Source organism: Marinobacter sp. G5_S1_61_S3 (assembly GCF_054968585.1).
Genome location: NZ_JBQKUK010000020.1, coordinates 12,216 through 27,506 on the forward strand (window position 1 = coordinate 12,216; position 15,291 = coordinate 27,506).

Sequence of the window (15,291 nt, forward strand, 5' to 3'; positions counted from 1 at the left end):
ATGAGGACATGCCATGCAAACAACAATAAAAGGCCTGAGGTTCTGGTGCTGCACCCTCGCGGGTAGTGCCACCCTGGCGCTGTTAACGACGACTAACACCGTGGCGGCTGAAGACACCCGCGTTAATGGTTATGTTGAGAACGCAACGTACGGGCGGGAAGGTGTAGGCCTTTCCAAATTCCGCAACACACTGCAACTGGAAATGGAAAAAGGGGCGGGGGATATTGGCATCCTCAGCAACGTAAGATTCAATGCGACCCTTCGTGCCAGTTACGATGGGGTGTACGACCTCAATGACGATGAATATGGACGTAATGCCGGCGGCCCTGTTCAGTTGCAGGGCACACAAGGTTATGTCCCTCACGGCGGCGGTATAGCGCCTACCCCTTTCTTCGGCTTTGACACCAATCAAAACCCGAATGACGGCATGGTCGTCCTGGGCGAACACCTGCACGGGCAGGACAACGGTGTCGCCTTCGGTGTTCCGGTCCGCCCCTGTGATGAAGATGGCCGCGGTTGTATTGACGGCTATCTGGACAAAGATACCAATGACCTGCGCTACCAGGAGTTCAATGATCGTGCCGACGTCATTCGCGAACTCTACGCCGATTTCAACATCAATTTCGACAACGGCAACATTCTCAGCACCCGCCTCGGTAAGCAACAGGTGATCTGGGGCAGGACGGACCTGTTCCGGGTGCTGGATGTGATCAACCCGGTGGATTTCTCCCGTAACAACATCTACGACGAACTGGAAGATATCCGGATTCCCATGTGGATCCTGCGTACCGACTACCGCATGGGGCCCACCGAGGTATTTGACGGCCTGGCCTTCGACGACCTGAACTTCCAGGTGGTGTGGAACTTCGACAAGTTTCGTCCCCACGATATTGGCCAATGCGGACAGCCAAACGTCATTCTTGATGCGGGATGTTTTTTCCGCGGGATGCATAACCTCTGGGAGAACGGCGGTACCGTCGCCAACTTCGCAGGCGCCACTCCGGATGGCGGCTTCGCCACCGACTTCGGCCCCGGCCAGATTGGTATCCGCAAGGCCCATATGCCGAGCTGGAGCCTTTCGAACACACAACTGGGCCTGAAGATGGAAGGCGTCTATGGTGATCTGGGCTTCTCGCTGAACGCGCTGACCTACCGATCTCAGCTACCGTCTCTACGGGGAGGAATCCCCGCACAGAATGCGTTCGACGGCACCACCGATGTCTATCCGGGCCTGATCGCATTCGATATTCACTTCCCTCGCGTCAATCTGGTCGGTGGCTCGCTGGACTACTATTCCCAGGGTATCGATACCGTATTTCGGGTTGAAACGGCCTACACCTCAGGTGAGGAATTCGCCAACACTCTCCGCAAAGAACTCTACTCCGAGTCCGATGTGCTTCGTTACGTGTTCGGTGCCGACAAGAACATCTTTATCCCGGCTCTGAATGAAAGTCAGGCCTTCCTGTTCTCCGGCCAGATTTTTGGCCAGCACATCCTGGATCACGAACGCGAAGAGAGAACCTATGGCGAAGCAGGCATTCCAGACTGGGAGCACAACTGGACGGCCACACTGCTGATCCAGGGCTTCTATATGAACGGTCGTCTGACTCCGAAAATCATCACCGCTCATGACTTCCGGGCCCAGGCCACGGCGATTGCTCCCTCGGTTGACTGGCTGGTCAACGACAACTTCAAACTGACCCTGGGCGGCAATTTCAAAGTTGGCGACGGCGCACGCAAGTTTGATGACTGCCGTTCTTGCAACCCCTGGGATCCGTTCACGCAAACACCGGGAGTAGCCAACCACCAACCGGGTGAGTCCGCAGGGCTTTCGAGTTACGAGCCCCTCGGTCGATTCAAATCCGGCCCCATTGGTATGGCCCAGAAAGAAGATGAAATTCAGCTGACTGCCCGTTACAGCTTCTGATAAAAGAGGAAACACCATGAAAACAAAATTGCATAGATCCCTGTTTGGCGGCCTGGTTATTGGCCTGACGGCGATCGCTTTTTCCGCCAGCACTATCGCCAGCGACGCAGTCATCAATGAGTCGTTCCACCCCTACAACGATGGGACACCAAGCCATGATGGCCTCAATGCCGGCATGACCCTGGATCAGTCCAATGTGGAGCAGTTCAAAGACATTGTCGATCCGGCCTTCTACACGTTTATCAAAAACGGCTGGACCTCCATGACGGTTGGAGAAACCACATCGTTCGACCTCCATCCCGCCTACGTGGAAGCCACCCGGAAGTCACTGGGTGAGGTTTCCCTTGGTAGCCAAGTCGGCGAAATCAATGGATGGAATGCCGGCCGCCCGTTCCCACAGGAGCCGAGTGCGGATGACCCCCGTGCCGGCGAAAAACTGGCCTGGAACTACAAGTACGGCTACAACTGGGGTGACAGCGCTGCGATCTATCCCTTCTACTGGAAATACCGCGACATGGATTCGGGAAAGGTAGAACGGACTATCAAGTTCAATTTCCACTTCCTGAACTATATGGGCCGGGTTATTCAGGAACCTACCCCTGAAATCACTCCTAATCCGTCTGAACTGTTCCGCGCCATTTACGTTCAGGTGCTGGACCCTGCAGATGTTCGCAATACCCAACTGCTGATTCATCGTGCTTCTGACGATCTCAAGCGGGACAATTCATGGCTCTACCTCGGCTTTCAACGCCGTGTTCGACGTCTGGCAACCGGGCAGGTAACTGATGCTTTCCTGGGGTCGGACCTGATGATCGAGGACTTCGAGGGCTACAACGGTCGCATCTCTGACATGAACTGGACCTATAAAGGCACCCGCTACATGTTGATGCCATTCTACAACCACAACGATATGAAACTGGACGCGGAAACCCATGAGGACAATGACGGCTATCAGGTTGTCGCCTTCAACGGCCAGGGTGGATGCTTCCCGGACATTACCTGGCAACTCCGCAAAGTTTACGAAGTGGAATCCGTGCCAGTTGATGAAAGCCACCCGCTTTCAAAACGGGTTCATTACATGGATGCCCAGACCTTTACCATCCCCCGAACAATATCCTATGACCGCAAGGGCAGCCTGTGGAAAACTTTCACTATTGGACAGGCTCATCCTGATCATCACTTACCCAAGAATAAGGGTACGGGGGTGTCTATCGACGACAGCTTCAGCATGATCGATGTACAAGCCAGCCACTGCACAACAGGCCAGTTCAAGGGCCAGGTCGACCCTGAATTGTCACGCCCCAGTATGTTCAACGTACAGCATCTCCGCGCAACCGGCAGTTAAGGCTGGTGTACCCCTTGGGCCCGTATTATCGGGCCCTTTTTTATTCATTAAAGATGGCTCATCAGCGCCCGGATGCGACGATTGTCGGGGAACCGGCCCAGCAAAGACGCGATCACCTCACGGGCCTTATCCTTCTGGCCCAGCTGATACAGTGCCACCGCGTAGCGGTAACCGAACAACCATTGCTCCGGGGCAAGCTCAGCGGCCTGCTCCAGATTTTCCAGGGCTGCTGGGTAGTCCTCCAGCTTCAGGTTTATCAAGCCACGCAGGTGAACCAGCTGCGCCTCACCCGGCGATGCCTCCAGCGTTGAGTCAATCAACTGGATCGCTTCACGGTTACGACCTCCAGAGCGGAGAACATCCGTTAGCTGAATGGCTGCCGGGACATAACCACGGTCTTTCTCCAGGGCACGGTCTAACGTCTTTTCGGCCTTGTAGATCATGTCGTTCGCCAATAGGTAGCGGGCCTTCAGGACAAGGCCCGAGGGAAGGTCTGACTGAACATCCAGGAAGTGCTCGTATTCGTTCCGGGCATTTTTCCAGGCCCCTGAATCCAGGGTTTGACCCAGCCTCACCAGCGTTTCGAAGGCTGCGATGCGTACCGCAAGGGATGGATCATTAAGGCCGACTACCGCCAATTTCAGGGCCTGATCTTCGGCCCCATGGCGCAGCACTCTGTAGGCACTCTCACGAATCACCGCATGTTTGCTCCGGAGCAGTTCCGCGACAAGTGATGGTTTGTTCCGGGCCAGCGCTTCACCCCATCGCTCCAACAGCGTAGCCCGGCGTAGTGCCGGTTTGTCAGAGTCTGTGAGGTAAGCCGTCACCTCTGCTATGTCCTGCTGCTGAACGTGATACCAGGTATCAGTCTCATAGAGTTCCGGGAACCAGCCACCCACTGTGGCTACTGACCAGTCGCGCTCCTTGTCAGAGTGGCACGCCAGGCACACATCCGGGCTACCACTAGCTTTTGAGACATCCGGCCGCGGCACCATGAAGCTGTGTTCACGGCGGTCATCAATCTTCATGAAGGTGGTTTCTGGCATGTGGCAGTTCACACACAGGGCCCCGCCGCTGTCTTCAGGATGATGGTGATGCTCCGGCGTATCAAAATCGCCGGCATCGTGGCACTGCGCGCAGACGGCGTTTCCCTCTGCTTTAAGTTCCCCGCTGTGGGGGTTGTGACAGTCGCTGCATACCACGCCGGCCTGAAACATTCTGCTTTGCTCAAAGGAGCCCAGCACAAACACTTCTTCCCGCACCCGGCCATCGGAATAATACAGCGGCTGCTCTGGCCGGCTCAGGCTATACTGGTCATGGACCTGGCCGCCCTTAGTGTCGGCCAGACTGGTCCTTAACGAGTGGCAACGCCCGCAGGTAGTCACCTGCGCATCACTGGATGATTTTCCCGTGTGTCGTGGCGGGCGGCCACCTTCACTGACCAGCCAGGCTCCCATCGCCGCCAGATCGACGCCGGCGCCGAGGGACCTGTCCTGGTGCTTGGCTTCGGCGTGTGCCTGTGCCGTTTCATGACAGGCAGTGCAGCTCACTGCAACGTGATCCCAGGTGGTATTGTAAGTATCGCTTTGCGTATCGTAGTTGCGCTCTAGCCCAGTGGAGTGGCAATCCGCGCACTGGTTGTTCCAGCTCTGGTAGATGCCGGTCCAGTGCATGGCATCTCCGGGATGGTTTTCACCCGCTTGATCCAGCCTGAACCAGCGCTGACCACCTTCGGGCTCGTCCCGGGAATCCCAGGCAATATTGAACGCCTGGAGCCTGCCATTACCGATATCGATCAGATACTGTTGTAACGGATAAACACCGAAGGTATATCGCACCGTCCATTGCTTTGTTTTCCTGCCTTCAGTGGTATGGATAACGTAGGTATTTTCAGTGCGGCTGAACCGGACCTCAAGATCGTCGTCGCTGTAGGTCGCCCCGGAGAAATCGCCTGATACAGAACCTGGGCTGGCAGGCGCCATCGCCGCCGCATGTTGCGACTCACTCCATTGTTCCACTTCATCTGCATGACAACCGGCGCAATCTGCCGGTTTAGCGACAACACCTGCGCTTGTTAATACCAGACAAAAGAACACCGACAAACACCGGTCAGGGTTAATCATATCGTTCAATCTCGCGTCGTGAACGTCGGGTATTTACCAGATGCTTAATTGATTATCGCGTCTGGATCGCCTTATTGGCTTCCGTTGCCTTTGTCCTGCAAGGCCCGAGCTGAGACCCACTACAGCTGGCCTGTCCATTGCTTATAATACTCAACAAAACGGATGGAAATTCCGAACAGAGCATACAAAAACAACGATATTGCGCTATGAAGAAAGACGACGTTCCCTTTTCCCACAACATCGGCGTTCAGTCCTCCGATTTTGAGGAAGCCCGTTGCTTTATCAACTCCCGCATCGATGATCGGGAAGTGTCACCGCTGTCCGCTAGTGGGAGCGCTAACAATCTGCTGACCTGCCAACCACTGGGGGGCTCTACTCTCTTTGGTGCTCAATGGTCGGAGAAAGTCCATGTCCAGTCGGATGCACAGTCAACCTTCCATGCAATACTGGTATTGTCAGGTCGCATTCACTGCAACGCACTGAACCAGGATATTCCCCCCAACAGTTTGCTTTTAATCGCGCCGGGGAAGCTCGCAGATCTGGTCTGGGAAAAATCCACCAGATCCGTCGTTATAAACCTCTCCAAACAAACGTTGATTGACAACCTGGGCGTTCCAAGCCTCGAACTCCTGCGGGACGACACGACCCTTGTGTCTGGAAACCACCAGGATGCTCAGTTGCTTAAAAACGGCATTGAGTGCCTGGCAGCGCAGCACCAGATTTATCAGGGAAACATCGGGGTTTCAGTTCAAAAACAATGGGAGAGTCTCCTGGTAGCTCAGTTATCAGATCAACTCCACCGGCCTGGAACCGAAAACCTGAATATTCTGCCAGCGCGTATCCGGCTCGCAACAGACTGGATTCTGGCGAATATTCGGGAACCCATATCAGTATGCGATTTGCTTCGTGTTACCGGAGCCAGAAGGCGCTCCCTTGAGTCCGGTTTTCGAACCTACCTGAACACCACGCCTGCTAAATTCATTCTTCGTCATAAGCTCAAAGGTGTAAGGGAAACGCTCCTGTCGGACCCGGATATCAACATCGGCGATGCTGCGTTCTCCTACGGTTTCAATCACCTCAGCCATTTCACATGCAAGTACCAGGAGGCCTTCGGCGAGCTGCCTTCGGAAACCGTGCGGCAGCGCCGAAATGCGCACTTCGTGTTGCCTAAAAAGGCCCGGTCCAGGACGGTATAGGCCGGGCAAGACGCTTTCATGTTCAGAAAGACAAGCTAAAGCCCACCGCATAGTTGCTTGGCAGAGTGTCGTACTGACCGGTCTCGGCCCAGACTTTCATCTGCGGTGCCACTCGCTGTTCCACCTTGAGGGTGTAAACGCTCTCATCTGCAGCGTTATAGTCATGGTTCTTTTCCTTGTACCCAATCGCAACACCCGCCCCACTACTCGCAACGTAGTTGGCCGATATACCGTAAGAGTCATAGTCTGCCTTACCATCAGGCGCCAGGGGGTATGGTGAGTTGGAGTTGTGTTCCCAAACCGCGCCCAGTGTCAGGCCCCCAAGGCTGTAGCTAGCTCCGGCGGCGGAGATCTGGTAATCGTCGGTGGCGAATGGTGGCAGTTGTTCCTGCATCAACATCGTTGTTCCAACCGCAAAATTAAGATTCTCACTCTTGTGAACCAGGCGAATTGCTCTACCGTCCACATCCTGATCGTTGCTGTCATTCAGCGTAATTGCCGCCACTACCAGTTTGGTCTTCATTAACCAGGGTGTGTGATAGGCAAATGTCCCGGATGTCCTGTCCGGCTGGGCAAAAATTCCGTCAGGGTGGAGATCAGCGTGGGGCTCGTTGAATTCGTAATGATTGATGGGGCTATAGATGTCTACCCACTGCCCACTCGTTCCGCGCGGCGCCACTACAAACATGCCGTAACGGGTCGGTAGCCAGAACTTTGCTTCTTTGACATGTACCTCCGCTTCTCCTCCCGGATTGCGGCTATCAGCATCGTTGGCGGCCGCGGCCAGATCCACCTCAACTGCATAGTTCAGGTTCAGCCCCTTGTCGATGACCGCCTTGCCCCTCAATCCCAGCTCCAGTTCAAAAGCCTCAGCCTCGGCATCAGCACCTTCAATTTTCAGGGCACCGGCGCTCAGATAGCCGTACGCCTCCGGTTGCTCCAGCTCTACCGCTATTGCGGGGGTCGCGACAGCGGCGGAAACCGCAGCTGCCAAAACAGTTTTACGGATTGTCATACTAGTTCTCCTGCTTGTTTTTGCGGGGCGCGGTTACTCAACACACTTGCCGTACAGGCAGGTGGTGAAGCTGTAACCTACTTTCCTCATGTCCGCAGGATCAGCAGGAAAGACACCGTTGCGGCTAATGTATGCGTCCCACTCCACTAGCATTTCCTTGAGCTTTTCCGGCTTCTCCGCAGCCAGGTCGGTTGTTTCAGCAGGATCTTCTTCCAGGTTGAACAGCTGCCACTCTCCCTGGCCATAGGGCTCTTCCAGTAGCCGGATTTTCCAGTCGCCCTTACGCACCGCGGCACGGCCCAGCAACTCCCAACCAACAACGCGGTTTGTCTTGGCTTTACCATTCAGGCCTGGGAGCATGGACACGCCCTGGATATCGAAAATTTCACGGCCGTTATAGGGGCTTGTGGGCTGTTCAATACCCGCCAACTCCAGAAAGGTGGGCATAACATCCATCACGTGGAAGAACTCGTGGTTAATGTCGCCACCGGACTGACCCGGCAGGCTGAGAATGGCCGGAACCAGCAAGCCGCCCTGGGACGGGTATGCCTTCCACATAGGATATGGCGTAGCACTGACCTGCCCCCACTGAGCGCCATACCAGATGTAAGAGTCAGGACGGCCGATATTGTCGTAGCTGTTGTCGTACTCGGAGGCAATCCATTCCTTATTCCTGGGCAACACTTCCGGGCTATTGCCATCGGCACCGTTATCGGAGATGAACAGCACGACGGTGTTGTCCAGCTCGCCCGTCTCCTCCAGATAGCCCATCACACGGCCGATATTGTGGTCCATGTTGTCGACCATGGCCGCGTATACTTCCATCTTGCGGGCTTCAATCTTGCGCTGCTCATCAGTCAGTTCATTCCAGGTGGGAAGTTCATCAAACGGAACATTGGCTGAAAGCTCATGGCCTATGAGCCCCATCTCCTTCATCTTACCCACACGCTGCTTGCGAATTGCCTCATAGCCCTCGCCATACTGGCCCTCGTATTTGTTTATGTAGGACTCTGGTGCATGGAGCGGCCAATGGGGTGCGGTAAATGCAAGAAAACTAAAGAAAGGCTTGTCTTCTGCAGCATCGATATATTCGATGACCTTGTCGGCGTAGAAGTTAGATGAGTAGAAACCTTCAGGCGCCTCAACCTGCTTCCCATCCTCCAGATAGATTGCCTTTGGATCGACACCAATAATGGCGCGCCCATCATCAAAATGGCTGGCGCCACCTTGGACAAGCACCCAGGAGTTATCGAAACCACGAGCTGCCGGGCTCAGCTCTTCCGTCCGACCGAGGTGCCACTTACCGGCTATCGACGTACTGTAACCATTGTCTCGAAGGACTTCTGGAAGGGTTGCTACGAGATCGTTCAGATACCCTTCGTAACCGGGTTTACCTTTCTGCTCTGCAGTGAGTAGTTCAGCCATGTTACCGATACCGGCCTGATGGCTGTCAGTACCGGACAACAGCATGGACCGAGTAGGAGAGCAGGTTGGTGCGGTATGGAAGTTGGTCATGCGGACGCCTTCATCCGCCAAGGCATCCAGGCTTGGGGTTTCGATTTCCCCGCCGTAAGCGCCGATGTCGGAGTAGCCCAGGTCATCGGCCACAATCAGGAGAAAGTTGGGTTTGCCGGCCTTATCAGCAGAGGCCATCATCGAGGCTGCCATTAGCCCCAGGGCCATACCCAACCGACGAAGCAGTGCATTGTTGTTATACATTTCATGCCCTCAGTCAGTTTGTTGTTGAGCCACCTGTGAGTGGTCAACTTCATTCTGCTGAGGGTTGTCGCGTAAGGGTTATCCCGTATGCGCAGGCACTATCATAATAGCGCAACAAATTGATTGCGGATTTGCTGAAACCAACTAGAGAATTTCATGAAACGCCATCGTCGGTCATGCGTTTACATTCACTGTCAAAGCCAAGAATAAACACCCTATCTAATTGAATAAACAAGCCATTTCAAAAAAAGCATCTCTATGGCATAGCCGTTGCAATCCCGTTGACGACAACAACAATCAAGGGGAAACGTTATGGCTCTCGATCAAGCAAGCAGTCAATTCCTTCAGCAACTCGCCGATCAGGGTGCACCGGCTTTTCATACGCTGAACGCCCCCGACGCACGGGCGTTCTTCTCCACCCTGAGGGAAATCATCGGCAAAGGGCCTGTCGTCCACCGTAGTCAGGAATTCAGCATCACCTCCGGTAGCGCTGCCATATCACTCCGGGCGCTGGTACCCAGCTCCGAGCCAGACGGCATCATCGTTTACCTGCACGGCGGCGGTTGGGTGGTTGGTGATCTGGACGATTACGACACCCTGGCAAGATTCATGGCGACCGAGAGCAACTGTGCGGTGGTTCTGGTGGATTACCGGCTGGCTCCTGAACACCCCTTCCCTGCGGCCATTGATGATGCCTGGGCCGCGCTCCAATGGGTTTCGACTAACCAGAGCATGGTGTCAGGTCTGGACAATCCGCTCCCTCTGATCGTGGCCGGAGACAGCGCTGGCGGTAACCTGGCCGCCGTCGCGGCCCGCAAAGCCCGTGACGCCGGTGGCCCCGTCCTGACCCAGCAGGTCCTGATCTATCCGGTTACTCAACCGGATCTCGCCACACAGGGTTATCAGGATCCCGCTAATCAGGGCCTGTTAAGTCAGGACGATATGATCTGGTTCTGGAACAGTTATGTGCCAGACACCGCCCAACGCAAGGATCCCGACGTCTCCCCACTGCTGGCGAAAAATCTGTCCAATTTACCGCCAGCAGTCGTCATCACCGCGGAACACGATGTTTTGAGTGACGAAGGGGCCGCCTACGCCAGACAACTGGAAGGCGCCGGTGTTCCAGTCGTCTATCGCCAATGCCAAGGCCAGATACATGGCTTCTTCACCATCCTGAACGCACTGCCTGAGAGCAAGCCGGCCAGAGAGTTTGTAGTGAGCGAAATCGGCCGTGCGATCCGGGAAAGCAAAACCGCCAACGCATGATCCACCCGACAAAAGCAACAAAAAGGAGAACCAACATGAAACTGAAAAAACAGATACTGACCCGAAAAATCCTCGCCATGGCAATCTGTACCGGTACAGCGGTCACGGTCCAGGCCGTCGAGAATGGAGTGACCAACTGGCCCAACGGTGTGAATACCGTATTACCGGCAATGATGCCTGCCCCGGGAGAAACACAGTTCTACGGCTACACCGTGTTCTACTCCGCGGATGAATTTAAAGATACCAACGGCGACACTCTGCCCGGAAAATTCGAACTGGACGTGTTTGCCCAGGCATTTCGCCTGAATCACACCTGGGACTACCAAACCGATTCCGGAATCACCTTCACCAGCGGCGCCATCCTCTCTGGTGGCCGCAACTCCCTCGATGTGGGCGTGGCTGATGACTCGGAAACCGGTCTGAACCAGATATACCTCACGCCGCTGTACGTGAATTGGTCAGCCTCAGAAAGCCTACATTTTTCAACCGGTTTCAGCGGATTCATTCCGTTGGGCGACTACGACCGCAACAACCTGATCAACACCACCAGCAACACCGCTTCCTACGTTCAGGAGTTCAATATGACCTGGTTCGCGAACCAGGAGTGGGAGCTATCGCTGTCCCCCACCTTCACGTTCAACTTTGAAAATGACGACACCGACTATGAATCCGGCGACGTGTTCAACGTTGATTACTTTGCCGGCTACCGCCCCGCCTCCGCGCCACAGTGGCAAGTCGGCGTTGCCGGGCATTACACCAAGCAGTTCTCGGACGACGAGATCAACGGCCAAACCGTTGGTGATGGCAATCGCCTGCAGAAGTTGGCGATAGGACCTCAGGTTTTCTACGGCCTCGGACCAAAAACTGCCATAGTTTTCAAATATTTACATGAAACGGAAGTGGAGAACAGTTCCGAAGGCGGCTCCTTCTGGTTCCAGTTCGCCATGCCCCTTTAATTATCCGAACGCGTTGTAAACACGGGCCAACCGGCCCGCTTTGCTGAAGCAGACAAAAACAAGAGGTTAATATCATGACGACACAAACCAACACCACCCACACCGATGCCGTTGTCGTAGGCGCCGGCTTTGCCGGCCTCTACATGCTCCATACCCTGCGCGACAAACTGGGTATGAAAGCCGAAGTGTTCGAAGCTGCCGATGACGTCGGCGGCACCTGGTACTGGAACCGCTATCCAGGCGCCCGCTGCGACATCTCCAGCTATCACTACTCTTTCTCTTTTTCAGAGGAAATCCAGCAGGAGTGGAGTTGGTCCGAGAAGTATGCCGCCCAGCCAGAGATCCTGGCCTACCTGGGATTTGTTGCGGATCGACTGAATCTGCGCCCGGACATCAACTTCGAGACCCGGGTGATTTCGTCCGACTACGATAAGGACACCCAACGGTGGACCATCAAAACGGACAAGGGTCACACCGTGATTTGCAAATACTACATTTCGGGCGTGGGCACACTTTCTTACGCTGCCAACCCTCACTTTGACGGTAAGGATTCGTTCAAGGGCGAAGTCTACTCTACCTCCAGTTGGCCACACGAAGGCGTTGATTTCACGGGCAAGACGGTCGGCATCATCGGTACCGGCGCTTCTGCCATTCAGGCTATCCCTCTTATCGCCGAGGAAGCCAAACACCTGACTGTGTTCCAACGTACGCCGAACTACGCCACACCGCTCCAAAACGCTCCAATGGATGAAGAAGAAGCCAGGGCCATCAAGGCGAACTACGGTGAATTCCGCAAGGAAGCCCGTGCCGCACTGGCGGGCGTCCCCTTCTCCAATATGCGGGAATCGATTCTGAAAGAAAGCCCGGAGGAAGTTGAAAATCACCTTGAGAACTGCTGGGAAGAGGGCGGGTTCTCTCTCTGGCTGGGTAGTTACGGCGATATCCTGTTCAACGCGGAAGCCAACAAAGTCGCTGCAGATTTTGTGCGAAAGAAAATCCGCGAGCGGGTCAAGGATCCGAAAACCGCAGATCTGCTTTGCCCGAACTACCTGTATGGCACCAAGCGCCAGCCCTGCGAAACGAATTACTTCGAAACCTACAACCGAGACAATGTGTCCCTGGTGGACATCAAGTCCAATCCGATCCGGAGGGTCACCGAACATGGACTGGAGCAGGAAAATGGCGATGCACACACGTTTGACTGTCTGATTTACTCCACCGGCTTCGATGCCTTCACCGGCCCACTGTTTAATCTTAACCTCAAAGGCCGGAACGGCATCAGCCTCAAGGAATACTGGAGTGAGGGCCCTCGCACCAATCTGGGCATCATGTCCCACGGATTCCCGAACTTCTTCATGATCACCGGGCCGCAAAGTCCTTCCGTACTATTCAATATGCCGCTGGGCATCGAGCAGCACGTCGAGTGGATTGCCGATGTCATCCATTATATGGAAGACAATGGTCTTGAAAGTATTGAGCCCGAAAAGGCCAGGGAAGACGAATGGCGTGAGATGGTTGAGGGCATTGCCAACTCCACGCTGTTACCCAAAACCAACACCTGGTACACGGGCTCCAATATTCCGGGCAAACCACGTTCATTCATGGTGTATCTGGGTGGAGGCGCCGCCTACAAACAGGAGTGCGACCAAGTCGCACAGAATGGCTATGACGGGTTCATACTGGGTAAATCGACTGCCAATCGGGAGGCCATTGCATCTTGACCTCTCTACCGGGGAGGTAACCTCCCCGTTTCCCGGCGCCACCGGTGGCGCCGGGCTTTTTCAGCTCCAAAAATTCATCATTTGATGAAACGATTCTTTATATCCTGAAATTAGCCCCCCGAAATCTCCCCTCAAGGCCTGCCCCCCGTCATGTCTATGGCAGCAGTATCCGGGCATGAATCCTGCACCCTGTTCTATAAACTATTCTAATAAAATCTAAAATGCGGCCCTATAAAACGACAATAACAAAGGAATCACGATACCTATGTCAAAAGACCCAAGATTTCCAACTAGTCAGGATCTGGTTAGCCAGATCCGATTCGACACCAACTTCGGCAAGGTTTGGATGCAGGAGCAACGAATGTTGCTGATTCACAGCAGTCTGTTTTTGAATCTGCGTAATGAGCTGACCGCAACCATCGGAGAGCAGCGTACACGTGGGCTGTTGATGCGGTTGGGGTTCCACTCAGGCTGGCGTGACGCGGAGCTTGCTCGAAAATTACGCCCGGAACTCAGCACCGCCAATGCTTTCGCTGCCGGGCCACAACTGGCGATGATCAAGGGGATGGTCAACGTGACGCCCGTGCGCATGGATTTTGACCTTGATAAGGGCAGCTTTTACGGTGAATTCCTCTGGGACAGCGCCTTTGAAGCTGACTTGCAACTGACCGATGGTAGCCGTACCCAAAGCCCAGCATGCTGGCTACTAACCGGTTATGCCAGCGGCTTTACCACTTATTATATGGGCCGGCATGTGCTGTTCCGAGAGGAGGAATGCCAAGCCTGTGGAGACCCAAGCTGCCGGATTGTGGGTCGCCCTGCGCAGGAATGGGACGATCCGGAGGAACTAAACCGGATCCTGCAACCGGATGCCCTGGCTGAGGAGCTGCTTTCCCTGCAAAACCAACTCAGTGAACTGCAGGCCAACCAAAGCAATCCATACTATCCGGACGAACTTGCGGTGAATTCTGTCGGAAATTCCCGAAGCTTCCGGGACGCCTGGAAACTGCTCCAAAAAGCCGCAAATAACGATGTCTCCGTGCTTCTGCAAGGCGAAACCGGCGTTGGCAAGGAAGTATTCGCCCGCAGCTTGCACCTGAACTCTCCCCGGGCCAGCAACCCATTTGTAGCGGTCAACTGCGCCTGCATCCCTCCGGACCTTATCGAGTCTGAACTGTTCGGAGTTGAAAAAGGTGCTTTTACCGGCGCGCACACCAGCCGTCCCGGAAGGTTCGAGAGGGCTGATGGCGGTACTCTGTTTCTTGATGAGGTAGTGGAACTATCTCCGCGTGCCCAGGCCACTCTCTTGAGGGTATTGCAGGAGGGGGAGCTGGAGCGGGTTGGCGGCACCGAACCCCGAAAAATCGATATTCGGCTGGTGGTCGCTACCAACGAAAATCTTGAGGAAGCTGTAAAAACCGGTAAATTCCGCGCCGATCTTTTCTACCGCCTCAATGTCTATCCAGTGCATATTCCCTCACTGAGAGAACGCCGGGACGACATCCCTCTGCTCGTGGAACACTTCCTTAACAAGTTTCAGGCTCAATACCAGAAAAAGATCCCCGGCATCTCCGACAAGGCACGCCAGGCCCTTATGGAATACGACTGGCCGGGAAATATCCGGGAACTGGAGAATATGGTGGAACGAGGCATCATTCTGACCGACAACAATCAGCTGATTGATCTTGATGCCCTCTGCCCGACCCTGGGGGTGTCTAATCAACAGAATGCCGAGGTTACCCGACGCGGTCACGTTCAGTCTTCTATCTTCCAGAATTTTGGCAAACCGGATCCAGTCTGTGAGTCCATGCTGGATGAGGGATTCGAGTTTGATGAATTCGAGCGACGCCTAATCAGTACCGCCATGCAAAGAGCCGAAGGAAATGTATCACAGGCTGCACGACTACTCGGGTTAACCCGAGCAAAACTCGCCTATCGATTGGAAAAACTGGAAGCGACTGGAGCCAAATAGCCAGCCACAAAAGTATCTCCCCGAAAAGCCAACCCCGCTTTCCGGGGATTA

General features: G+C 54.7%; 10 protein-coding genes. 7 read left to right on the forward strand and 3 right to left on the reverse strand.

The features are described from left to right. The first annotated feature begins 13 nt into the window (after positions 1 to 13). Complete coding sequence (locus ACTRWH_RS17820; protein WP_462826699.1) at positions 14 to 1,927, forward strand: DUF1302 family protein; 1,914 nt, start codon at positions 14 to 16, stop codon at positions 1,925 to 1,927. 16 nt (positions 1,928 to 1,943) lie between these two features. Beyond that, positions 1,944 to 3,272 (forward strand): DUF1329 domain-containing protein, encoded by a 1,329-nt coding sequence (locus tag ACTRWH_RS17825; RefSeq protein ID WP_462826700.1) that lies wholly within the window; start codon positions 1,944 to 1,946, stop codon positions 3,270 to 3,272. 47 nt (positions 3,273 to 3,319) lie between these two features. On the opposite strand, the gene ACTRWH_RS17830 is transcribed toward ACTRWH_RS17825, so the two are convergent. Beyond that, a complete protein-coding gene (locus ACTRWH_RS17830) occupies positions 3,320 to 5,395 on the reverse strand; it encodes a tetratricopeptide repeat protein (protein WP_462826701.1) in 2,076 nt (691 codons plus the stop codon). A gap of 206 nt (positions 5,396 to 5,601) precedes the next feature. Here ACTRWH_RS17830 and ACTRWH_RS17835 point away from each other — a divergent pair, with 206 nt between their 5' ends. Continuing rightward, entirely contained in the window at positions 5,602 to 6,591 is a 990-nt protein-coding gene (locus ACTRWH_RS17835) for a helix-turn-helix transcriptional regulator (RefSeq protein ID WP_075195493.1), read from the forward strand. A 22-nt stretch (positions 6,592 to 6,613) separates the two neighbouring features. Here ACTRWH_RS17835 and ACTRWH_RS17840 read toward each other — a convergent pair whose 3' ends face one another. Beyond that, positions 6,614 to 7,606: a porin gene (locus tag ACTRWH_RS17840; RefSeq protein ID WP_462826702.1), complete on the reverse strand. Its 993-nt coding sequence runs from the start codon at positions 7,604 to 7,606 to the stop codon at positions 6,614 to 6,616. Positions 7,607 to 7,639: 33 nt separating this feature from the next. Beyond that, on the reverse strand, positions 7,640 to 9,325 hold the full coding sequence (locus ACTRWH_RS17845; RefSeq protein ID WP_075195495.1) for an arylsulfatase: 1,686 nt from the start codon (positions 9,323 to 9,325) through the stop codon (positions 7,640 to 7,642). A 312-nt stretch (positions 9,326 to 9,637) separates the two neighbouring features. Between ACTRWH_RS17845 and ACTRWH_RS17850 the strand changes: the two genes are divergently transcribed. The 4 genes from ACTRWH_RS17850 to ACTRWH_RS17865 all read left to right on the forward strand — a co-directional run bounded on the left by ACTRWH_RS17850 (position 9,638) and on the right by ACTRWH_RS17865 (position 15,240). Further along, entirely contained in the window at positions 9,638 to 10,591 is a 954-nt protein-coding gene (locus ACTRWH_RS17850) for an alpha/beta hydrolase (RefSeq protein WP_075195496.1), read from the forward strand. 35 nt (positions 10,592 to 10,626) lie between these two features. Further along, on the forward strand, positions 10,627 to 11,547 hold the full coding sequence (locus ACTRWH_RS17855; protein ID WP_083637195.1) for a SphA family protein: 921 nt from the start codon (positions 10,627 to 10,629) through the stop codon (positions 11,545 to 11,547). A gap of 74 nt (positions 11,548 to 11,621) precedes the next feature. Next, complete coding sequence (locus ACTRWH_RS17860) at positions 11,622 to 13,268, forward strand: flavin-containing monooxygenase (protein ID WP_075195497.1); 1,647 nt, start codon at positions 11,622 to 11,624, stop codon at positions 13,266 to 13,268. A gap of 265 nt (positions 13,269 to 13,533) precedes the next feature. Further along, positions 13,534 to 15,240: a sigma-54-dependent Fis family transcriptional regulator gene (locus ACTRWH_RS17865; RefSeq protein WP_075195498.1), complete on the forward strand. Its 1,707-nt coding sequence runs from the start codon at positions 13,534 to 13,536 to the stop codon at positions 15,238 to 15,240. Positions 15,241 to 15,291 lie beyond the last annotated feature (51 nt).